This is a genomic window from Acinetobacter lwoffii (assembly GCF_024129855.1).
Lineage (GTDB): Bacteria > Pseudomonadota > Gammaproteobacteria > Pseudomonadales > Moraxellaceae > Acinetobacter > Acinetobacter lwoffii_L.
On sequence record NZ_JAMXXC010000004.1, the window covers coordinates 146,868 to 169,587 of the forward strand.

A 22,720-nucleotide genomic window follows, 5' to 3' on the forward strand; every position below is an offset into this window, starting at 1 on the left:
TACTCCACTTTTGCAGTATTAATCACTATCTCGGCATGAGAGTATAGCAAATCATCTAGGTTTTTGATTTTACTAAGCGACAGTCATGTAAGATCGGTTTACTATAAAGATTATATAGCACTAAGACAAATGTTGGAGGAGAATTTTAATGTCGGAAGGTAAACAAATTCAGCGTAGTGTTTTCTTTATTTCAGATGGTACCGCCATCACCGCTGAAACCCTTGGACACTCGCTGTTAGCGCAGTTTCCGCATGTGAAATTTGACATTCATATTATCCCTTACATTAGTTCCGAAGAAGCGGCTACAAATGTGGTGGCAGAGATCAATGCAAGAGCTCAAATCGACGGTGAAAAACCGCTGGTATTTGATACCCTAGTTGATCCCTATGTGCGCGACATTATTAATACTGCAAATGCAGTAAATCTCGATGTATTTGAAGGGCTTATTAGTAAGTTGGCTGATGAATTAGGCACGATTCCTACAACTTTAGTCGGGCAGACCCACGCGGTGACCGACTCTGAGTCTTATAAGGCCCGTATTGATGCTGTTCATTTTGCTTTAGATAACGACGACGGCGCACGTACCCGTCATTATGATAAAGCTGACCTGATCCTGATTGGTGTATCGCGTTCAGGTAAAACCCCGACCTCTATTTATCTGTCTTTGCAGTTCGGTATTCGCGTGGCGAACTATCCACTGACTGAAGAAGATTTGGATGATAACCGACTGCCAGCCGTGCTGCGACCGCATAAAAACAAGCTGTTTGGCCTGATGATTGATGCGGAACGCCTTGTGGCCATTCGTTCTGAGCGTAAGGCCAATAGCCGTTATGCCAGCTTTAGTCAGTGTCAGATGGAGTTGCGTGCGATTGAAGGAATTTATATTTCGGAAGGCATCAAGTACCTGAATGTGTCTGAAATGTCGATTGAAGAAATCTCAACACGTGTGTTGCAAATGACCGGTTTAAAACGTCGAATCGGTTAAGAAACCAGCCAGAGCCAAACTGCGGTTTGGCTTTGATTTATAGCTAAAAATTACAAGTAAGCATTGATTAATCGAAATAATGTATGAATTTTATAATTCTAAGAAAATACCAACTATCATATTCTGAAATATAAAAGAGTCTTCTTTGCTCATTTTGTTGAATAAATCATCATGTCGGTTCTTGATACGTAAATAAAAATCTCATTATCAGCTTACCAATTTTTCATTTTTACTCGCCAGCGTGAGTTATTTTTCTGCTAAATAAGTATGAATAATGATATCGACCGGATGCTGTTCACCATTAATACAATGAATTGTATTTTCCGAAATTTTCAGAATCGGCCAGGTAATCAGGCGGCAATTTTCACGTTGTAGGGCAGCATAATAATGATCTGATTTCAGATAAATCTTACGGGAAGATGCAAGATTTGGCATTAACTGGCGTCTTAGCCACAAATTCTGCACCTGATTTTCTAAAAACCGCAGAGAAAGCAAGCTTTTAATGCGGTTGTTAAATAAGCGGCGATTTTTACCAATCAATGGGTGATTAATAATTCGTTGCAGAATTCGGTCGGAACCGGGCAGTACAAAAGCAGGATTAATCTGGAAAACTTTTACCGAACGGGCATGTTGACTGATTTTATCCAGCTGGCTCACGGTAAACTGATCTGTGCCAATAATAGCAATATCTTTATCTGCATAATCCAATTCTAACAGTTCGGAAGAGGGCACTTTAATTCCATTAAACTGCTGAAAATGTTCGGGGCGATTTTCAAAAATACCAGCGTGTGGATCCTGCTTGGTAGACATTAGAATTCCTTGAATTTATTTAATAATTAATTTTCTTTGTATGAGATATAAACAAAAACTCAAGCCAGGGTAAAGTGAAAAATTTAACTTAGACAGTCATCTATTTGAGCAAAATATAAAATCTGATTTTATTGAAGACTGAATAGATTTACATGCGATCCAAAAGGAATGACTTTTAACTTGCTGAGATGGATGAAGGAAAAGAAGTGAAGTGTTCGTTTAGGGAAGAAGTTTTTTAATGGAGGAGGTCGATAGAAATGCTTTTACTGATATATTTCTTTTGGTCATGTACTAGCTCAAACCTGATCTGACAGTTACCTGATTTTTATTGTGCCTGTCAGGTTAAATTTGAGCTAAATTCTTCTCAGCCCAAATTTGTTTTCCATCAAGTAAAGTTTCAAATGGTGTACGACCACAGCAGATTTTTCCTTGATGAGTCCGTTCAGTATTATAGAATTTCAGCCAGTCGTCTAAATCCGTCTGCAACTCTTCTAGCGTGCTATAAAGCTTTTTCCTAAATGTAATTTGATAAAACTCCTGCAGTATTGTTTTATGGAAGCGTTCACAGATCCCATTCGTTTGTGGTGAAGCTGCTTTTGTCTTCGTGTGATCAATGTCATTGAGCGCTAGATACAACTCATAGTCATGTTGTTCCACCTTACCGCAATACTCGGTTCCTCTGTCTGTAAGAATGCGAAGCATTGGTAAATCCTGGGATTGATAGAAAGGTAATACACGATCATTGAGCAAATCAGCCGCTGTAATCGGTGTTTTGGTTGTATAGAGCTTGCAATGAACGACCTTGCTATAAGTATCGATAAATGTTTGCTGGTAGATCCGTCCAACACCCTTGAGATTCCCGACATAAAAGGTGTCTTGTGCACCTAAATAGCCTGGATGAGCAGTTTCGATTTCACCACACGCCACATCATCTTCATGCTTACGCTCAAGTGCAGCAATCTGATGATCATTTAGTACGATACCATCCTGTGCCACTTTAGCTTCGAGTGCTTTTAAACGCTTCTTAAAGTTCTCCAAATCATGGTGGAGCCAAATAGAACGAACACCACTCCCTGAAACAAATACACCTTTCTTGCGCAATTCGTTACTGGTACGATGCTGACCATAAGCTGGATATTGAATTGCGAAATCAATGACCGCCAGTTCTGTAGCATCATCTACACGGTTTTTTAGATTTGGTACTCGACGGGACTTATTGATTAATGCATCAATGTCACCAGACTGTACTAACTCATGATAGCGATAGAAAGTATCTCTAGAGACACCCATCACTTTGCATGCTCTAGAAACATTTTGAAGCTCTTCAGCTAAATTGAGTAAGCCGACTTTGTGTTTGATGATTTGATTGTTAGTATGCAACATAAGAAAGTTACCTTTGTTTAATTAAGATTTCGACACCTTTATCAAAACGGGTAACTTTCTCTTTTTCAAGAAGAATGTACGATCAAGTCTGAACTAATACACTTTAAATATTAAAAACATCTACCCATTGCTGAGAATAGGTAGATGCAACTCTTATTTACTGACCATTTTTAATTTGCATCAACAGCTCAAAGTTATGTAGGCGTTTGTCAGTGTCATAGATGTCGCAAGTAAAGATAAACTCATCCACGTCATATTTGGCTAAAAGCGATGCCAGACCGGCTTTAACGGTTTCTTTGGAACCGACCTGAGCCATGGCAAAGAAATTATCGACTGACATTTTTTCCGGCGGCGACCACAGACCTTCCATCGAATCAATTGGTGCTTTAAGTTTTAGGCTTTGCCCACGAATCAGTGATAAAACCCGCTGATAGGCACTGGTCGACAGATATTGTGCTTCTTCATCGGTATCTGCGACACAGGTCGGTACGCCCATCGATACATAAGGACGATCGAGATATTCAGACGGTTCAAAGTTTTCACGATATAATTGAATGGCCTGACCCAGCATACGCGGGGCAAAATGCGAAGCGAAGGAATAAGGTAGGCCGAGTTTTGCTGCCAATTGCGCACTAAACAGACTGGACCCTAATAACCATACAGGTACATGCGTGCTTTGACCCGGCGTTGCCACAATACGCTGTCCTGGAATTGGATCTTTAAAATATTGCAGAATTTCCAGAACATCCTGCGGAAATTGATCTTCGGTTTCCTGACGGCCACGACGCAGGGCACGCATGGTCATTTGATCTGTACCGGGTGCGCGGCCCAGACCCAGTTCAATCCGGTCCGGATAGAGCGTTGCCAAGGTGCCGAACTGTTCTGCTACTACTAGTGGAGCATGATTCGGCAGCATAATTCCACCAGAGCCTAAAGTTAGGGTTTTGGTATTCGCCAGTAAATAGCCTAAGAGAACTGCGGTTGCTGAACTGGCAATGCCATCCATATTATGATGTTCTGCCAGCCACATCCGGCGATAACCCAATTTTTCTGCTGCTTGGGCAAGTTCCAGCGCATGGTTTAGCGCGAATTGAATAGTCTTGTCGTCACGAACAGGAACCAGTTCGAGTATAGAGAACTGGGTATCGTTAAGCGTACGCATAGTATTACTCTTAAATAGACATCTCTAAAAGCATACGACTTTAGAAGGCGTTTGTATATCGAAAAAAATCGATATAAGTGTAAACCAAAAGATAAAGATAAAAAATAAAGGCAAAAAAATAAGCATCCGAAGATGCTTATAAAGGAGGAAAGAATAAGGGGAGAGAATCTTAACGACGACGGTTGTTATAGCGATAATCGTTATAACGGTAGTTACGAGAAGAGTTATAGCGACGTTCGCTGCGGTCATCATAACGACGGTCTTCGCTAACTTTTTTACCTAAAGCTGAACCACCTGCTGAACCCAGTGCCGCACCGATATAACCACCGTTAGTGCCTGCCATGTTTCGGCCAACTGCATAACCTGCACCGCCACCTAAAGCACCACCGATAATCGCACCATTACGGTCACGTTTATTTGCCGCTACTGCGGCACCCGCACCGCCACCAATCGCTGAACCGATTGTTGCACCAGTGGTACCGCCCATTTTATTACCTACTGCAGCACCAACAACACCACCTAGTGCAGAAGCTAAAGCTGTATTGGTTGTATTGCCTGCATTGGCAACTGTCATACCCATGGCTGAGGTTGCTACAACAGCGATCATTAGAGATTTATAGTTCATGAGGACACCTTTTATATATCTAGCTATATTTTGTTGATGAGATAAATTTAATCTAGCAAGCGCCAAACAGCATGAAGGCAATGTTGGCGAATTGTGATTTTTATCTCCTTAATTTATTCATGATGTGGACAGGATAATTCCATGTATTAATTGAAAATTCACATATTAAAGCCACAATAAAAAAAGCACCAAAAGGTGCTTTTCATGTTAAATGTAGCGTCTGGTCTAAACTGCCTGAGCGCAAATTAACGGTAACGTTTTTTCCAGTGTTTAGAGCGTTTTTCAGCTGCTTTATCTTTGGCAATCTTGTTACCTAGTGCAGCACCACCGGCAGCACCCAAAGCTGAACCGATATAACCGCCGTTAGTGCCGCCCATATTTTTACCTACGGTATAACCTGCACCGCCACCTAGGGCACCACCAATGGCAGATTCAGTACGGTTTTTCTTGCTGCTTGCAACTGCTGCACCGCCAGCACCACCTAAAGCAGCACCAATGGTTGCACCAGTATTACCGCCCATGTTTTTACCTAATGCTGTACCTGCAACACTACCTAAAGCACTTGCTGCTGCAACACGCGCTGTACTGTCGGCATGTGCGTTTACGGTCATCATTGAACCAGCAGCTAAAACTGTACTCATTAAAAGTGCGTTGAGTTTCATGTCATCACTCCGTGTCCATCTACAGGACTGTAGTTATTTCGATGCGGAAAATGTAACAAATCATGCCCAAAACAATATGAAGATGTTTCTTCATAATTCCCTGCTTTATTTGGCGAATTGTAAAATCAGCAAGAAATAAGAATAAGATCGACTATAAAAAAAGCAATTCCACTGTTTTTAATCATATTTGTTAACAAATGCTGTAGAGCACGAATGATAGCAACGCGGACTTACTCAATAATGATGTTCATTAGAAGCCAGAGTCGTTAAACTAGGCGCAATTTTTTGATTTCGCTGTGCTAAATCGGTTTTTAGTCGCAGCCTATGTTTGAGATTTTTTAGAAAATGAAAGAATCGTTACGTTTACGATTAGACCAACTCTCTGACCGCCATGAAGAATTGACCGCATTACTGGCTGATGTAGAAGTCATTTCTGATAATAAGCGCTTCCGTCAATTGTCACGTGAGCATAATGACTTAACAGAAATCACCAATGTCTGGACCAAGTACAGACAGGCTGAAGAAGACATTGAAACAGCTCAGGCCATGCTGTCAGATCCAGATTTTAAGGAAATGGCACAGGAAGAAATTAAAGAGAATAAAGCTTTAATTGAATCGCTTGAAGCAGACCTGAACATCTTGATGATTCCGAAAGATCCGAATGATGCCAACTCGGCTTATCTTGAGATTCGTGCCGGAACCGGCGGCGATGAAGCTGCGATTTTCTCAGGCGATTTATTTCGTATGTATAGTAAATATGCGGAAAACCAAGGCTGGCGTATTGAAATCCTCTCTGAAAATGAAGGCGAACATGGTGGCTATAAAGAAGTCATCTGCCTGATTAATGGTGACGGGGTTTACGGTCGTCTAAAATTTGAAAGTGGTGCGCATCGTGTACAGCGTGTACCAGCGACCGAATCACAAGGCCGTGTGCATACCTCAGCATGTACCGTTGCGATTCTTCCTGAAATTGATGTCGATACCTCGGTTGAAATCAACTCATCTGATTTGCGCATTGATACCTACCGTGCTTCAGGTGCAGGTGGTCAGCATGTTAACAAAACCGATTCTGCAGTACGTATTACTCATATTCCAACCGGCACCGTAGTGGAATGTCAGGAAGAGCGTTCACAGCATAAGAACAAGGCCAAAGCGATGGCACTGCTGGTATCACGTTTGGAAAATGCCAAACGTGCAGCAGCAGATGCAGCAACCTCGGAAATGCGTCGTGACCTAGTGGGATCGGGTGATCGTTCGGAACGTATCCGTACTTATAACTATCCGCAAGGTCGTATGACCGATCACCGCATTAACCTGACTTTATACAAGCTGGATGCCGTGATGGAAGGTGATTTGACCGAATTGCTGGATAGTCTGCACCGCGAATATCAGGCGGATCAGTTGGCCATGCTTGCACAGCAGAATGGTGGATAATGAATATTTTACAAGCCTTGGCTTTACGCGGCGAAGCTGAAAGTTACGAACGTCAGGAAAATGCCTGGTTACTGGAACACATCACCAAGATTGATTCATTTGATCTGCTGATGAAAAAGGATCAGGAGTTAACGCCGGAACAGGAACAGGCGTATAAAGACGGATTGGCGCGTATTGCTGCCGGTGAGCCTTTGGCTTATGTCACTGGTTCACAGCCATTCTGGACTTTAGACCTCAAAGTGACCAAAGATACCTTGGTGCCACGTCCGGATACTGAAGTGCTGGTTGAGACTGTGTTGAAATTGGATCTGCCTGATGATGCCCGTGTGGTGGATTTGGGTACAGGTACTGGTGCAATTGCCTTATCACTGGCATCTGAACGTTCTAACTGGACACTAACCGCTTCCGATATCTACGAGCCTACGCTTGAGGTGGCGAAATATAATGCGGAACAACATGATATTGAGAATGTGGAATTTGTTCTGGGTTCATGGTTGAAACCATTTGGCCGTCAATTCTTTGATGCCATTGTATCGAATCCACCTTATATCGATGCTGATGATGTGCATATGCAGAATCTGGCGACTGAACCGGAACGTGCGCTGGTGGCAGATAAAAAGGGGCTGGCCGATATTGAAATGATTATTCTGCAAGCCAAGAAGCATTTGACTGTCAATGGTTGGGTGGTGCTTGAGCATGGTTATGATCAGGCAGATGCCGTACAACATCTATTTAAACAGGCGGGTTATAAGCAAGTCCGCACGGTTAAAGATTATGGCGGGAATGATCGCGTAACTTTGGGTCAATGGCCACATTAATCTGTCATCTATCTTTATAAAAAAGCGACCGATGTGGTCGCTTTTTTATTGGATTTTTTCTTTATAAATTCCTGACTGCATCTGAAACCTTAAGTATTTTGAATGATATGACGCCAACGCAGTATAACTAAAAACAAAAAAGCGATGCCAGAGCACCGCTTTCGAGGAATACTTAAAAAAGAATTACATTGGATAGTCTTGTAGACAGTCATAGACTTCTACCTGATCCAAACTGCCAGTTTCCATTGCCAGACAAAGTGCCACAACTTTCAAAGTGTCTGCCAGAGATCTTTCATCTTTCAAGGCAATACCTTGTTGTAATTCATTGATACGTTCTGCCGGAATTTCAAGGGCCTGAGCCGCTTCCACAGCATCTACCTGATTAAAGAAGTGCAGAATTGCATCTTTCAGTTCTGCATCCGATGCATTTAAAATCCCTTGATTCAACTGTTCTGTGATCAGATCAGTCGAAGAAAATAAAGCTTTAGAGAAGTTTTGGACAAGATTTTGCCCAAGCACATCAGTCATCTTTAACATGGAGATACCTTCAACTAGAAAGGAAAATGGAGAGTACAGCCAATAGCAAAAGTGCTATAAATTGAATGAAAAATAATCTATTCTCGGGTAAATTGCAAAGCTTTCCGCGTGACTGTGTAGTCCTGCTAATATATGTTTTAGGGCTTGAAATATATAATCATAATAAAAATAAATGCTTAGAATCCAAGTGTTTTTCGGTAATATTTTTAAAGTCTAAATTTATATAAATTATCTAATATTATTTTGTCGATACGCGCCTGGACTGACGCCAGTCCACTTTTTGAATGCACGATGAAATGCACTGGATTCCTGAAAATTAAGCTGATCGCTGATCTCTTGTAAACTTTGTTCAGTACGGGTCAGTAACTCAATGGCGGTATCCCGGCGTATCTCATTTTTTAACTGTTGATAGCTGACACCTTCACTTTTTAAACGCCGTTGCATGGTCGCTTCAGACATATTCATTTTTAAGGCCAGTTCATTCAGTTCCAGCCATTCTGCTGGTGAAACCTGTAGCAATTGTCGGCGAATCTGAGTGCTTAAAGCATAGGGATTTTTAAAACGTACCAATAAATTTTGTGGGGTTTGCTGAATAAACTGATACCAGGACTGAGCATCCTGTTTAATTGGCAGTTGCAGATAGCTTGCATCAAATTGCACATAGTTTTCGCTGGCCTGATATTCAATCTGTTCACAAAAACGGACTTTGTAATCAAAATCATCTAGGGGTGCTGCGCATTTGAGTTGAATCTGATTAAGCAAAATCCGTTGTCCACTTAACCAGCAGATCAGGGTATGAATCAGCATCAGATAAGTCGCATAACTAAACATACGTTTGGTTGCTTTTAAATCATAAATCACGATATAGGCATAGTGTTCCTCAACCATGAGTGTACTTTGCAGATCGTCCAAAACCAGGTTGAGAAATTGCAGAATGTGTTGCAGGGCTTTTTCCAGTGTATCTGCCTGCATGACCATTTTGGAAAGCAACTTAAAACTGCCACGACGCATGGCATGGCTGTCCATTCCAAAAAATTCGTCATTCATGCTGTCTGCAAGCACAGTCCATAACTGGGCAAATTGGCTGACCGACACGCGTGCCTTGGGAGCATTCAGGACCTCCACTGGAATATTGGCTTTTTTCAGAATGGCAAGGATATCAAATTGCAGCCGTTTGGCATCCAGCAATGCTTCGTTCACCAGATCAATCGAGATGGTGCCTTTGCTATATTCCAGTGCAGGCTTATGCATATTCAGTCTGACATCCTTGTTTTCATTGTCCAAATACATCATGCAAGATGCAATATTTGGAAATTGTACAGAATAAAAACTCTGTTTACTCTGCATATTAAGTCGTATCTGAAATAGAAAAATCGCTAGGAAATAAACATGAACATTCAGGGAAAAGTTGTTGTCGTTACAGGTGGTGCATCAGGTTTGGGTGCAGCTACAGCGACTCATTTGGTTGAACACGGTGCTAAAGTAATTCTGGTTGATATGAATCAGGAGCAGGGTCAGGCCTTACAGCAGCAACTGGGTTCACAGTCTGAGTTTGTACAGCTCGATGTGACCGATGAACAAGCCGTTGAAAGTTTCTTCGCTCATGTTGAAAGTACGTATGGTCAACTGAATGGTCTGATCAACTGTGCCGGGATTGCACCGTCTGCCAAAGTATTGGGACGAAACGGCATCCATGAATTGGCGATGTTTCAAAAAGTGCTGAATATTAATGTAAATGGGACTTTTAATATGTTGCGTCATGCGGCGGCTTTAATTGCAAAATATGAGTTGCAATCGGGTGAAGAAGAACGTGGCGTGATTGTGAACACCGCTTCGGTTGCCGCTTATGACGGTCAAATTGGCCAGACTGCCTATGCGGCTTCTAAAGGTGCAGTCGTCGCAATGACTTTACCTTTAGCACGTGAACTGGCTCGTGAAGCGATCCGTGTCATGACCATCGCGCCGGGCATTATGGAAACTCCGATGCTGAAAGGCATGCCGCAAAATGTCCAGGATGCTTTGGGGCAAATGGTGCCGTTTCCACCACGTCTGGCAAAACCACAGGAATTTGCCCAGCTGGTGGGACATATTTTTGAAAATAGTTATTTAAATGGTGAGGTCATTCGTCTGGATGGCGCAATCCGTATGCAGCCTAAATAAGTCTTCGATTTATATAGGACATGATGATTTGCACATCTGTAAATTTCTCATTGAATTTAAATGAATTTGCTCAAGCATGCATTTTCTTTTGAAGGATCAAAAGAAACAAAAATCCTTTGCGAAACTGAAGATACATCCCTGTATCTCAGTTTCGCAGGCGACATCCATGCCGCCTTATCCGACGTGCCAACGATCTCAATAGTAAAAAGCTTGAAGTAAATAAAATAGATATAGAAAGGGAAGTTCAATGATTTTAAATGACGAACAAAAAATGATTCAGGACATGATGCGCAATTATTCGCAGCAGAAACTGAAACCGACAGCGGCCCTACGCGACAAAACTGCACAATTCCCAGCACAAGAACTTAAAGAGCTTGGTGAGCTTGGTGCATTGGGTATGACAGTGGCTGAAGAATGGGGTGGTGCAGGTCTGGATTATGTATCATTGGTGGTGGCGCTAGAGGAAATTGCCGCAGGAGATGGTGCAATCTCGACGATTATCAGTGTGCAGAATTCTTTGCCTTGCGGCATTACCCAGCGTTATGGCACTGAAGCACAAAAACAGCAGTATTTAACTAAGCTGGCGACAGGTGAATGGCTTGGCTGTTTCTGTTTGACAGAACCTCAGGCCGGTTCGGATGCCAGTTCGCTGGAGTGTAAAGCCGAACGTGATGGTGATGAATGGGTGCTAAATGGCACCAAGCAGTTTATCACGACAGGTAAACACGCACAGATTGCACTAGTCTTTGCTGTGACTGATAAATCTGCAGGGAAAAAGGGTATTTCATGCTTTCTGGTGCCGACCGATGCACCGGGTTATATCGTGTCACGCCTAGAAGAGAAAATGGGTCAGCATTGTTCGGATACCGCGACCATCGTTCTGGATAACTGCCGGATTCCGGCTGCCAACCTGCTGGGCCAGGAAGGTGAAGGCTATAAAATTGCCTTGTCGAATCTTGAATCGGGTCGCATCGGGATTGCAGCACAATCAGTCGGTATGGCGCGGGCTGCACTAGATACTGCAGTGGAATATGCCAATGAACGCAAAGCCTTTGGTGTGGAAATTGTGCAGCATCAGGCTGTGGCGTTCAGGCTTGCAGATATGGCGACCCAAATTGAAGCCGCACGTCAGCTTGTCTTGCATGCTGCAACGTTAAAAGATGCAGGCTTGGCGTGTTTAAAAGAAGCATCGATGGCAAAGCTGTTTGCATCGACCATTGCAGAGCGAGTCTGTTCAGATGCGATCCAGATTCATGGTGGCTACGGTTATGTCTCTGATTTTCCGGTTGAGCGTATCTATCGTGATGTGCGAGTGAGCCAGATTTATGAAGGTGCATCAGATATTCAACGACTGGTGATTGCACGTGAAGTGTGTCAACGCTGATTGTTAAATTAAAAAAACAGACTTTGATTAATGTTCAAATTCTGCACTTACATGGATGGATATGGAAATTGCAGGATTCAACTGAACATGATGATCTAAAGACATACAGTGCGAATAATCGAAAAATAAGCTTTATTCATGTTCTAGCCATAGGGCATGAATGCAGATTTGAGAAAGTATGCTGATGGAATCAGCAGGAACAACAAATACAAATGGACAAACTCAGGCAAGGTCGCCTGAAAACTACAACAGGAAAGAGGTTGTCGTCATGAAGACACTAGAACAGGCATATGCTGATTTTAATTTTGAAAATATGGTTCAAGAACATCTGGTTGGAAACGCAGAGAACATCAATGCGTATACCGAATGCTGTGGTCGCTACTTGGGTCAAAACCGAACTGCACTGATTTGGGAAGGCAAAAACGGAGACGCAGAGCAGTGGACCTTTGAACAACTGGCCGTGGCTTCAGGACAGCTGGCCAATTATATGCATTCTCTGGGTTTAAAGGCTGGTGACTGTATTGCAGGGTTGCTGCCAAGAACGCCAGCACTCTTAATTACTATATTGGCCACTTGGCGGATTGGTGCCATTTACCAACCTTTATTTACTGCCTTTGAAAGCAAAGCCATTGAACATCGTATCAGTACCGCCAATACCCAGTTGATCGTTACTGATGAAGAACAACGACTGAAACTCCATGATTTCAATGTTCCTAATATTCTGACTGTGCATCAAACAGCGACAAATAATTATCAAGATGCGGATTTCTGGACAGCCTTACAGCAACAACCAGAGGAGTTTGAACCGGTAAATTGCCAGTTTAATGATGTCTTCCTGATGATGTTTACTTCAGGTACGACAGGCTTGGCAAAATCGGTTCCTGTACCTTTAAAAGCGTTGTTGGCCTTTAAAGGCTATATGCTGCACGCCGTAGATCTGCGAGATGAAGATTCCTTCTGGAATCTGGCAGATCCGGGCTGGGCGTATGGACTGTATTATGGTATTGCAGGGCCGCTCAGTTTAGGGCACAGCATCATCATGGATGAACGTGGCTTTAGTGTCGATAATGCCGTACAAATCATTCAAAAATATCAGGTTAGTAACCTGACCGGTTCGCCAACCGCATTTCGCATGTTCTTTGGTTTTAAAGAAAAATTTGATGCAGGCATCAGTTCGCATTTACGCGTGGTAAGCAGTGCAGGTGAGCCGCTCACGCCTGAAGTGATTCAGTGGTTCAATCATGATTTAAATGTGAATATTTACGATCAATATGGACAGACTGAAGTGGGTATGGTGATCGCCAATCATCATGGCTTGGAGCATTATAAAAAAGTTGGTTCAGCCGGTTTTGCTATTCCTGGGCATCGTTTTGCTGTATTGGACAAAGAACATCAGGAAGTAGAAAAAGGCGGGATTGGAACCTTGGCAATTGACTGTGCAGCTTCACCGTTGATGTGGTTTGAAGGCTATGCAGGGCATAACCGCAAGTCATTTGTCGGGCAGTATTATCTCACTGGTGATACCGTGAAGCTGAATGAATATGGCGGTATTGATTTTATTGGGCGTGCAGACGATGTCATTACAACTTCGGGCTATCGGGTTGGGCCTTTTGATGTAGAAAGTACCTTGCTTGAATGTGAAGAAGTGCTTGAATCTGCCGTAGTCGGCAAGCCAGATCCAGAACGAACTGAAATTGTGAAAGCCTTTGTAGTGCTTAAATCGGCTTATCCGGCTACTGAAGATTTGATGTTGAAACTGCAAAGTTATGTACGTTCACGCTTATCCAAACATGCCTATCCGAAAGAGATTGAGTTTGTGGCATCTTTGCCTAAAACATCGAGTGGCAAGATTCAGCGAAATTTACTCAAACAGCAGGAAGTTGCCAAACTTCAAGAGATGAAGCGAGTTAGCTAATTTTTCAAATTAATTGTTCGATTGAATGCTAAAAGGCTGCCATAGCAGCCTTTTGGTTTTTTAAGAAATAAATCTGCTACTTAAATTTTAATCAGATATTGAGCTGATTTTCCCGAACTTATATTTTTAAGAGAGCAGATTAAGGCAAGCAAAAATTATAATTTTTTATGTCATTACAGTAAAATTACATTAATATTTAAAATTAAATATATCAAAAATTTAGCCTCTTAAGATAAAGAGGCTAAATCTCATTCATTACCAGATATTACTTTGTAGATTCACTTTTTGATGTTCTGCATGCGGTTCGCCCGCTTCGCCGGTAACACCGCCTTTTAAGGCTTTAAAAAGCTGGGTAACTTTGTTATCTGTGACATTCCAGTATTCTGCGCTGACTGCTTCAGCAATCAATACCCGTACGGTCGGATCATCCTTGCCTTCAAACCAGTTTTCTGCCCACGGATTCCACAACTGTTCAATCAGAATGCGGTCAGTACTGATCTGGGCATGTGCACTAATCGACACGTAAATACCATCTGATGGTTTTGCAAAAGACAGACCAATCTGACCACGGCCTGTTTCTGCTGCTTTGACCAGATCATTGGTGTTACGCAGGATGAAATATAAGTTTTGACGTTCATTCATCTGCTCGGAGTTCAGCATGGTCATCGGCTGGGAGTGTATTTCATGTGTGTCGGTTAAATGGCTGATCATGGTGTAACGAACATCCTTGATCAATTCCCATAATTTTTCACGATTATCATGTTGAGTATTGTTATGCTGGGTCATGTATGTTCTCCATACGATTTTATGAAAGCTGAAAAGATTGCTTGGTATTTTCAGATTAATCATATTTAGAGACAGATGCCTTAGGTCTCACTGAACTCATACATTTTCATACTCAAATACAGGCAGAGACTACAGAATTGCTAAACAAGGCAGTTCTATTTACAGGGTAATTCAATAGCAAAGATTTTAAAAACTTCAGGTTTGACACCTTTTATAAATTAGAAGGAACAGTTTACCGGAACCGTTTAATTGAGGTGATTCAAAAAATCTTGCCAAGCCATAGCGGCTGCATCTTGATACCGAACGTTTAGCTGATATGCTATTTGCCTCAACGATTGCCGAACCATTTATTGATGTGCTGTGAATTGAATGTGAGATTGATATTCCAGAGATTTATCAGCCTTTAGAAACTTCAGTAAAGCTAATTTTACGATCATTGTTAAAAATTTTCGAAACAAGGAAAGACGTTGTCTATATTTAACATGGATACCATATCCCCAGAATTCGAACTCACCGATGCTGAACTGCATCTGTATAGCCGTCAGATTCTTCTGGATGGCTGGGATATTGACGCTCAAGAACGGTTAAAATTTTCTAATGTCTGCATTATTGGTTGTGGCGGGATAGGCTGTGCACTGGCAGAACTTCTGGCACGTGCAGGTGTGGGAAAAATTACCCTGATCGATCCGGATACCATCGAGATGAGTAATTTACAGCGACAACTGGCATTTATACCGCAGGATATTGGATTTTATAAGGCAGAAACGCTGGCCAAAAGACTGAGTCAGGTTAATCCGAACCTACAAGTTGAATATGTGAATCAGGCCTTAACGGCTGAAAATGCAGTAAGTGTGATTGAGCATCAGGATCTGGTATTGGATGGCTGTGATCAGTTTGCCACACGTTATCTGGTCAATCAGATTTGCGTGGAGCTGAATGTGCCCTTATTGAGTGCTTCTGCGATTGGCTTGCAAGGTCAGCTATTTATGGTCGAAGGGGATTCCGCCTGTTATGCTTGCCTGTTCCCGCCAGAAAATCAGGCCGATGAAAGTCTGCGCTGTGCAGACTCCGGTGTACTGGCCACCACACCGAATGTGATGGCCAGCTTACAGGCACATCATGCCTTGTTATATCTGGGATTAGGTCAGATACCACTTCGACAAAAGCTGTTGTTGTGGGATGGGCTGAGCTTTAAACAGCGGATTCTTGCTTTCGAAAAAGATACAGATTGCCCAATCTGTCAGGCAAGATAAGCCTGCAAAGTGAATTTTTTTGCTACACTGCGTTTAATTAATTTTTCCTAAGACATTATGAAAAACAATATCTGGTTAGATGGAATACGTTCAGTTGCCCGTATGGGAGAAACAGCAGTCGTTGCGGCAAAGGCGGGCTTTAAATATGCCACTGAAAAGCCGAGCAATGCCAAACTCATGCGTGAAACTTTTGAATCCTTAGGTTCAACTTATATCAAGCTGGGTCAGTTTATTGCCAGCACACCGTCGCTGTTTCCACGTGAATATGTTGAAGAATTTCAGGGTTGTCTGGATCAGACTCCACGCTTGCCGTTTAGCTATATCCAGCAAGTATTGGCTTCTGAATTTGCAGGACGTAATCTGGATGAAATCTTTGCATCGATTGATAAAACGCCGTTAGCTTCTGCATCTATTGCACAGGTGCATGCGGCCAAACTGGTGTCTGGCGAAGATGTCGTGATTAAAGTACAAAAACCGGGCGTAGAAACCATTTTGTACACTGACTTGAATGTGCTGCATTGGGCAACCAAGTTGCTGGAAAAAGCAGTCCCGAAAGTTAAGTTTGCTTCACTGGCTGACATTGTCGAAGAAATCAAAACCCGTATGGTGCGTGAAGTCGATTTTATCGAAGAAGCACAGAATCTGGATGATTTCGTTAATTACCTGAATATCACAAACAATCAGGCAGCCACTGCACCTAAGGTTTATCATCAATATTCGACCCGTCGTGTGCTCACCATGCAGCGTTTATACGGTGTGCCTTTGACAGATTTTGAAGTGGTCAAAAAAGTATCCAAAGATCCATCTCAAGTACTTATCACTGCGATGAATACCTGGTTTGGCAGCTTGATGATGTGTAACAGTTTCCATGCCGATCTGCATGCAGGCAACCTGATGCTACTTGAAGATGGCCGTGTCGGTTTTATTGATTTCGGTATTGTCGGTCAGCTCAAGCCTGAAGTATGGACTGCCTGTATGGCATTTATGGATTCATTGCAACATACCAATTATGAGCTGATGGCGCAAAACATGCTGAAAATGGGTATGACCGCTGTGCAGATAGACACCAAAGTTTTGGCTGCTGATCTAGAGCGTTTATTCAGTGGCGTGTTGATGGCAGATCCACAGGAATTGTTAACGTCGAATCCTGCTGATCTGAACGATATCATGATGGATATGGTGGCTGTGGGTGAGCGTCACGGGATCCGGTTCCCGCGTGACTTTGCCTTGTTGTTCAAGCAAATGCTGTATTTCGACCGTTTCATGCGTATTCTGGCGCCGTATACCGACATCTATGCCGATCAGCGTTTGCAGATGGTGCAGAGCATGGATCCGAATCTGCTGTTAAAGCATTAATTTAATCCCTCCCGACCTCCCTTTCTAAAGGGAGGAGTTTCTCATTGCTTGATAAAGTAGAAGCGATAAAAGTCCCTCTTTATAAAAGAGGGATTTAGGGAGATTAGTTGTAAATATCATATTCTCGAGCAATCCAATGGACGCCATTATTATTGAAGGTTTAAAAGTTGAGACAGTCGTTGGCTGCTTTAACTGGGAGCGTCAAATTATTCAGCCTTTAATGCTGGATTTGATCATTCAAACCTATTTAGAACAGGCATCAAACTCAGATGCACTTGCAGATACGTTGAATTATGCAGAAATTTGTGAGATTTCCAGTAAAGTCATTCAAGACGCCAAGCCTGAATTGATTGAACATGCAGCAAAGTTAGTGCTGAATGCACTTTTTACTACCTTTACAGCAATTGAATCGATTAATATTACGATCCGTAAGCCTGCCATTATCGCGCAAGCCAATTCTGTAGGGATACGTCTTGAACGCCACCGAAACGATTTTCGCCCTAGCATTAGCGAGTAATTGTCATCCTCAGCAACATTTTCAAGCTGCACAGCAACGTATTTCTGAATGGGGAGAAGTTCAGTTTTCTCCCATTTATATGATTCCTTGCCGCGATGGCATCGGCGCAGATTACTGGAATGCAGCGTGTTTATTGCGAAGTTCGGTGTCTAGTGAAGGCCTGATTGAGCTGCTCAAACAGCTGGAACAGGCATCAGGGCGAGTACGTCCATCTCATCAGATTACTTTGGATGTTGATTTGATTGCCTGGGGATCCGATCTTCAACATATGCAGTTTAATGAAAAAAAATTGCCTTTGGCTTTGGATGTGAAAGTGCCCATGTTTGATATCTGGCATGATGCCATGTTCGAACATGGATCACATAGCTTCCCAACAGTTGAACAGCTGATTTAAATCAAATCACCTAATTTTTTGCTCATAAATTTTATCCAGTAAGAATGATTAACCAACCTGATCAAACAAGATCAGGCTTTTTTTATGATTCAATTTTTTGTTTTAGATGAAAAGAAAAATTCAGATAAGATGAGGTGCTTAAGTATAGAGCTCATTTAAAAATGAAAATATTAGAAATCTTGGTTTCGGTGATTTTAATCCTTGGGATTCTTTATGTGATCCAATGGGGATTTCATGGTTTTCCGACAGGGAATTAATATTTGATTGATTTAAAGCTCTGAAATGTATTTTAAGATCAATAAAAATCCTCAAAGTATCAAGAAATGAATCATCGCTCTTTCACTTTTTCTTGTTATAAAAAATAATCAGTAATACGATAATGATCGCCAAGATGGCAAGAATGATGGTAGTTTCCATAACAATACCTCTCGGGCATAGATCTTTGGCTTTAATTATCTAAATTAAAACCGAACATATATTAATTAAACTCAAGTTTTGTTAGAGCCGCTAGTTTTTGAAAAAACATTTTTCAGTGATGTTAATAGAGGAACCGTTCAATCCTATTCTGTGTCTAACTAAAAAATAAACACATATTTAGGCAACAGACACATTAAATAATGATCCGATCCAGGCGCTGAATAACATGGCGATAATTCCCCAGAGCATGACCCGAACTGCACCTCTCCAGACACTTACTCCACCGGCATAGCTTGCCAGTGCGCCCATCATCCCCAAACTTAAAACACCAATCAGCATGACGCCTTTATCCAGATAATGTTCCGGTAAAATCATGATTGAAATTAAAGGAAATAATGAACCTACCGTAAATGCCATAGCCGAAGAAAATGCAGCGAGAAAGGGTTGGGCAGAGGTATGTGCTGAAATACCAATTTCATCCCGGGCATGGGCATCCAAGGCATTATGGTCGGTCAGCTGTTCAGCGACCTGTTGTGCCAAAGCAGGTTCCAGACCTCGTTGTATATAAATCGTTTTGAGCTCATTTAACTCATGCGTGGGATGGCGCTGCAGTTCGCGCTCTTCCATGAGTAGATCATTGGTTTCAATATCTTGCTGGGATTTAACCGAAATATATTCACCGGCCGCCATTGATGCGGCGCCAGAAATCAATCCGGCAACACAGGTCACCAATAAAATTTCCGTGGATGCTCCACTGGCTGCAATACCCACCACCAGACTGGTGACCGAAATAATCCCGTCATTTGCCCCCAGTACAGCTGCACGAAGCCAGCCCGCACGTTCGATATAATGTTTTTCAAGATGGTATGAGTGGCGCACAATGAAGCCCCTTTTTTATTATCATCATGATTATAGTAAATTTAAGTCATGTATAGATAGTAGGATTGAATCGATCTGAAAATTATCTTGAATGATCAGCTCATCGTGCGCTTGGCTGAGCATTTTATCAATCCAAGATAAAATCGAAGTGAGATTCATAAGTTCAAGAAATCAGACGCACTTGATACATAATTGATTTACGAATGGTAAAAATGACTAAAGCAAATCAAACATATCGAACAAAATAATAGCTGAGTGAGTTGGTTTAAAAAGAGAATTATCATGAAAGAAAAACATGAAAGCCATAAATGCTTGGTATGCGGCAAGCACTTTCTTCTGAAAAATCTCACCCCGATGGGAACAGTCAGACAAGTCATTACCGAAGAGATTGCCAAAGATATTCCAGGCTGGACACCGCAAGATTATATTTGCCAGGCAGATTTAACCCAGTACCGTATACAGTATGTACATTCATTATTAAGTTCGGAAAAGGGTGAAGTGACTGATCTTGAGTTTGAAGTGATTGATAGCATGCATCAGCATGAACTGATTACCAAAAATGTGGAAACGACCTTAGAGCAAAAGTGGACCTTGGGAGAAAGGCTCGCCGATAAAATTGCAACTTTTGGTGGAAGCTGGACCTTTTTGATTTGTTTTGCAATCTTCTTGGGCTTGTGGATTACGATAAATACTGTGGTGATGGTGACACGACCTGCTGATCCTTATCCTTTTATTCTGTTGAATTTAATCCTATCCTGTCTTGCGGCGATTCAGGCACCTATTATTATGATGAGCCAGAACAGACAGGAAGCAAAAGACCGCTTACGTTCGCAAAATGATTATCAGATCAATTTAAAAGCCGAGCTGGAAATCCAACACTTGCATGAAAAATTAGATCATCTGCTGCTACATCAATGGGAACGGCTGGCGCAAATTCAGGAAATCCAGCTGGACCTGCTTTCTGAAATGAGCAAAAAAGATTAAAGGATGCTGTGGGGGAATCTCTATTATTTTATAGAGCTTATAAGTAATAAGATCGCCATATGCCTTGAGTTGTTATTATCTCGCTCAAGATTTGACCCATATTAAAAAGCCCACAAATGAGTGGGCTCAAACTAAAACCGTCTTATTTAAATAAAATAACTGGTTTTGGTCATCAACTTGGAAATGCCTGTCATGGCGATCTTAACTGGAACGGGTAGATCTACACCGCCAGCATTTAACGCTGTATCCCGATGATGCAGTTCATCTTCATTCATCTGTTCTAGAATACGACGAGAACGTTCATCCTGCGGTGGCAACTGGCTAATATGATGCTGTAAATGCATGCTGACCTGACGTTCTGTTTCAGCCACAAAACCCAAGCTGTATTTGTCACCTGCGATTCCGGCAATCGCGCCCATACCAAAGGAAAGACCGTACCAGACCGGATTGAGTAGGCTGGTATGGCTATCCAGTTCTTTTAAGCGGTCTTCACACCAGGCCAGATGATCCTGTTCTTCAATCGCTGCCTGTTCCATTTCACGACGTACATTCGGGAGTTTAGCCGTCATCGCCTGACCATGGTACAGTGCCTGTGCGCAAACCTCACCACTATGATTGACCCGCATTAAACCTGCTACATGACGTGCATCACTGACCGTTAATTGTGTTTCTACCGGTTGGGCCGGATTTTCACGTCGTGCCGATGTCGTGCCCGGGACGAGACTGCGTAATGCCTGGTCAAAAGAGTGAATCAGTTTATCGAGACCTGTATATTGACGCATGAATTAATCCTCCAAGGGCGCTTTTGCAGTTTTGATCATTGGTTTCAGCCGGTAAAGTAGCCAGAGAGTAAACAGACCGCTTAACACTGCAGTAATACAGAAAAGTATTTTAAGATCAAACTCTAAAATGCTTAAAATAATAATTGAGAATATAGCAGAAGATACCATGAAAACGGCATTCAGGATGTTATTTGCTGCAACCACACGCGCACGATGTGAGCGGGGAGAATGCGCCTGCATCATGGCATACAGCGGTACAATATAAAAACCGCCGCTAATTCCAAGTAAGGTGACGGCCAGCATCACATGATAATAGCTCCAGCCTTGCTGAAAGACATCTGCCAAGCCGATTAATGCACCTGTACGCTCCGGAACAAAGGCCAGACTCGCGGCCAGATACAGGGCAAAGATCACCAGACCGATCGCGCCAAAAGGCACCATCTTGATATTGACCTGGCTGCCACCAATTTTACGGCATAAGTATGAACCCAGACCAATTCCGACAGAGAAAAAGGTTAAAAGCAAACTGGCGACATTTTCAGAAGCATGCAGGTTTTGTAAGGTGAGTTGAGGAATCTGGGTAAGATAGGTTGCACCATAAAACCAGTACCAGGAGTTACCCAGCAGAATTAAAAAAACCAGCGGTAAGCTTTTGGCATATTTCAAGGTCTGAAAGCTGGTCCGGAAAAAATTCCAGTCAACTTGCAGCTCAGGCGCGGGAATACTTTGTTTCAGGATATAGCGACTGGATATATAACCAATCAAGGCGATGCTGATGACGGTTAAACTGATCCAGATCAAGTTGCCGGCAGAAGCTGCAATAACTGCGCCGCCTAGAATCATACCGAACAGGATTGCCAGAGAAGTTCCGGATTGAAACAGGGCATTGCCGGACATCAGTTCATTTGGTTTCAGCACTTCAGGTAAAATGGCATATTTGATCGGACCAAAGAAAGTGGACTGGATGCCCATCAGGAATAAGGCAAATAACAGAATCCATAAATTGCCCATCAGGAAACCGATAGTTCCCAGCAACATGATGACAATTTCCAGAAGCTTGAGATAGCGAATCAGCTGTGAACGTTCGTATTTGTCGGCAATCTGACCGGCAGTAGCTGAAAAAATAAAATAAGGCAGAATAAATAGTAAAGCCGCCAGATTATTCAATGTGCTGATGCTGGCCGATTGCTGTTGAATCCAGCCATAAGTGATAACCAGCAGTAACGCCTGTTTAAATACATTATCGTTTAATGCACCAAAAAACTGCGTCAGAAACATCGGTAAAAAGCGCCGAGAAGCTAACAAATGTTCATTTTTGTTCATATAGGCCGTGCTACATTAAGTTTTATTAAGAAATGTCAGTGATGCGTAAACATTGAGAAAAATCATGTAAGATACTTTCAGCCATGTAAAGGTAAAAACCAATTAATTAAGCTCCTTAGCTTATATTTTTCGGTCAAATAATCAATTAAAGAAT

The 22,720-nt window shown here is 42.2% G+C and carries 22 protein-coding genes; 11 read left to right on the plus strand and 11 right to left on the minus strand.

Going from position 1 to position 22,720, the window contains the following annotated elements:
* Nucleotides 1–148 precede the first annotated feature (148 nt).
* Nucleotides 149–985 carry a posphoenolpyruvate synthetase regulatory kinase/phosphorylase PpsR gene (gene ppsR / locus NI465_RS05635; RefSeq protein ID WP_004278781.1) on the plus strand — a complete coding sequence of 279 codons (837 nt, stop codon included), beginning with the start codon at nucleotides 149–151 and terminating at the stop codon, nucleotides 983–985.
* 246 nt (nucleotides 986–1,231) lie between these two features.
* Here ppsR and NI465_RS05640 read toward each other — a convergent pair whose 3' ends face one another.
* The 5 genes from NI465_RS05640 to NI465_RS05660 all read right to left on the minus strand — a co-directional run bounded on the left by NI465_RS05640 (nucleotide 1,232) and on the right by NI465_RS05660 (nucleotide 5,627).
* The gene (locus NI465_RS05640) at nucleotides 1,232–1,795 is read right to left on the minus strand and encodes an NAD(P)/FAD-dependent oxidoreductase (RefSeq protein WP_253144568.1); all 564 of its coding nucleotides are present in this window, start codon (nucleotides 1,793–1,795) and stop codon (nucleotides 1,232–1,234) included.
* 342 nt (nucleotides 1,796–2,137) lie between these two features.
* A complete protein-coding gene (locus tag NI465_RS05645) occupies nucleotides 2,138–3,178 on the minus strand; it encodes an IS481 family transposase (RefSeq protein ID WP_005252144.1) in 1,041 nt (346 codons plus the stop codon).
* Between the two features lie 157 nt (nucleotides 3,179–3,335).
* Nucleotides 3,336–4,340, minus strand: coding sequence for an LLM class flavin-dependent oxidoreductase (locus NI465_RS05650; RefSeq protein WP_004278779.1), 1,005 nt, complete (start codon nucleotides 4,338–4,340; stop codon nucleotides 3,336–3,338).
* 169 nt (nucleotides 4,341–4,509) lie between these two features.
* Nucleotides 4,510–4,965 carry a hypothetical protein gene (locus tag NI465_RS05655; protein ID WP_005252143.1) on the minus strand — a complete coding sequence of 152 codons (456 nt, stop codon included), beginning with the start codon at nucleotides 4,963–4,965 and terminating at the stop codon, nucleotides 4,510–4,512.
* 245 nt (nucleotides 4,966–5,210) lie between these two features.
* Nucleotides 5,211–5,627, minus strand: a complete 417-nt coding sequence (locus NI465_RS05660) for a glycine zipper domain-containing protein (RefSeq protein ID WP_004645401.1) — start codon at nucleotides 5,625–5,627, stop codon at nucleotides 5,211–5,213.
* A 345-nt stretch (nucleotides 5,628–5,972) separates the two neighbouring features.
* Here NI465_RS05660 and prfA point away from each other — a divergent pair, with 345 nt between their 5' ends.
* Both prfA and prmC read left to right on the plus strand, forming a co-directional pair.
* A complete protein-coding gene (prfA, locus tag NI465_RS05665; RefSeq protein ID WP_004645400.1) occupies nucleotides 5,973–7,061 on the plus strand; it encodes a peptide chain release factor 1 in 1,089 nt (362 codons plus the stop codon).
* Complete coding sequence (gene prmC / locus NI465_RS05670; RefSeq protein WP_005252142.1) at nucleotides 7,061–7,879, plus strand: peptide chain release factor N(5)-glutamine methyltransferase; 819 nt, start codon at nucleotides 7,061–7,063, stop codon at nucleotides 7,877–7,879. Before prfA ends, prmC begins: the two co-directional genes overlap by 1 nt.
* A 183-nt stretch (nucleotides 7,880–8,062) precedes the next feature.
* On the opposite strand, the gene NI465_RS05675 is transcribed toward prmC, so the two are convergent.
* Both NI465_RS05675 and NI465_RS05680 read right to left on the minus strand, forming a co-directional pair.
* On the minus strand, nucleotides 8,063–8,416 hold the full coding sequence (locus NI465_RS05675; RefSeq protein WP_004645396.1) for a hypothetical protein: 354 nt from the start codon (nucleotides 8,414–8,416) through the stop codon (nucleotides 8,063–8,065).
* A gap of 228 nt (nucleotides 8,417–8,644) precedes the next feature.
* Nucleotides 8,645–9,667: an AraC family transcriptional regulator gene (locus NI465_RS05680; RefSeq protein WP_253144570.1), complete on the minus strand. Its 1,023-nt coding sequence runs from the start codon at nucleotides 9,665–9,667 to the stop codon at nucleotides 8,645–8,647.
* Between the two features lie 138 nt (nucleotides 9,668–9,805).
* Here NI465_RS05680 and NI465_RS05685 point away from each other — a divergent pair, with 138 nt between their 5' ends.
* From NI465_RS05685 to NI465_RS05695, 3 genes are all read left to right on the plus strand, one after another.
* Nucleotides 9,806–10,576 (plus strand): SDR family NAD(P)-dependent oxidoreductase, encoded by a 771-nt coding sequence (locus NI465_RS05685; protein ID WP_253144573.1) that lies wholly within the window; start codon nucleotides 9,806–9,808, stop codon nucleotides 10,574–10,576.
* 247 nt (nucleotides 10,577–10,823) lie between these two features.
* Nucleotides 10,824–11,960: an acyl-CoA dehydrogenase family protein gene (locus tag NI465_RS05690; RefSeq protein ID WP_253144575.1), complete on the plus strand. Its 1,137-nt coding sequence runs from the start codon at nucleotides 10,824–10,826 to the stop codon at nucleotides 11,958–11,960.
* Between the two features lie 268 nt (nucleotides 11,961–12,228).
* A complete protein-coding gene (locus NI465_RS05695; protein WP_253144577.1) occupies nucleotides 12,229–13,875 on the plus strand; it encodes an AMP-binding protein in 1,647 nt (548 codons plus the stop codon).
* 255 nt (nucleotides 13,876–14,130) lie between these two features.
* Here the strand turns inward: NI465_RS05695 and NI465_RS05700 are convergent, their stop codons facing one another.
* The gene (locus tag NI465_RS05700) at nucleotides 14,131–14,661 is read right to left on the minus strand and encodes a pyridoxamine 5'-phosphate oxidase family protein (RefSeq protein ID WP_253144580.1); all 531 of its coding nucleotides are present in this window, start codon (nucleotides 14,659–14,661) and stop codon (nucleotides 14,131–14,133) included.
* 482 nt (nucleotides 14,662–15,143) lie between these two features.
* On the opposite strand from NI465_RS05700, the gene NI465_RS05705 reads away from it, so the two are divergent.
* From NI465_RS05705 to NI465_RS05720, 4 genes are all read left to right on the plus strand, one after another.
* Nucleotides 15,144–15,914 carry a HesA/MoeB/ThiF family protein gene (locus tag NI465_RS05705; RefSeq protein WP_005106630.1) on the plus strand — a complete coding sequence of 257 codons (771 nt, stop codon included), beginning with the start codon at nucleotides 15,144–15,146 and terminating at the stop codon, nucleotides 15,912–15,914.
* 57 nt (nucleotides 15,915–15,971) lie between these two features.
* Nucleotides 15,972–17,270 carry an ABC1 kinase family protein gene (locus tag NI465_RS05710; protein ID WP_114541118.1) on the plus strand — a complete coding sequence of 433 codons (1,299 nt, stop codon included), beginning with the start codon at nucleotides 15,972–15,974 and terminating at the stop codon, nucleotides 17,268–17,270.
* Nucleotides 17,271–17,406: 136 nt separating this feature from the next.
* Nucleotides 17,407–17,787, plus strand: a complete 381-nt coding sequence (folB, locus tag NI465_RS05715; protein WP_253144582.1) for a dihydroneopterin aldolase — start codon at nucleotides 17,407–17,409, stop codon at nucleotides 17,785–17,787.
* A complete protein-coding gene (locus NI465_RS05720; RefSeq protein ID WP_005106632.1) occupies nucleotides 17,744–18,181 on the plus strand; it encodes a 2-amino-4-hydroxy-6-hydroxymethyldihydropteridine diphosphokinase in 438 nt (145 codons plus the stop codon). Before folB ends, NI465_RS05720 begins: the two co-directional genes overlap by 44 nt.
* 594 nt (nucleotides 18,182–18,775) lie before the next feature.
* Here the strand turns inward: NI465_RS05720 and NI465_RS05725 are convergent.
* Nucleotides 18,776–19,477, minus strand: coding sequence for a VIT1/CCC1 transporter family protein (locus NI465_RS05725; RefSeq protein ID WP_005097209.1), 702 nt, complete (start codon nucleotides 19,475–19,477; stop codon nucleotides 18,776–18,778).
* Nucleotides 19,478–19,759: 282 nt separating this feature from the next.
* Here NI465_RS05725 and NI465_RS05730 point away from each other — a divergent pair, with 282 nt between their 5' ends.
* On the plus strand, nucleotides 19,760–20,461 hold the full coding sequence (locus NI465_RS05730; protein ID WP_253144584.1) for a DUF1003 domain-containing protein: 702 nt from the start codon (nucleotides 19,760–19,762) through the stop codon (nucleotides 20,459–20,461).
* 146 nt (nucleotides 20,462–20,607) lie between these two features.
* Here the strand turns inward: NI465_RS05730 and coq7 are convergent, their stop codons facing one another.
* Nucleotides 20,608–21,243 carry a 2-polyprenyl-3-methyl-6-methoxy-1,4-benzoquinone monooxygenase gene (gene coq7 / locus NI465_RS05735; RefSeq protein WP_253144586.1) on the minus strand — a complete coding sequence of 212 codons (636 nt, stop codon included), beginning with the start codon at nucleotides 21,241–21,243 and terminating at the stop codon, nucleotides 20,608–20,610.
* A 3-nt stretch (nucleotides 21,244–21,246) separates the two neighbouring features.
* Nucleotides 21,247–22,566 (minus strand): MFS transporter, encoded by a 1,320-nt coding sequence (locus NI465_RS05740; RefSeq protein WP_253144588.1) that lies wholly within the window; start codon nucleotides 22,564–22,566, stop codon nucleotides 21,247–21,249.
* Nucleotides 22,567–22,720: the final 154 nt, after the last annotated feature.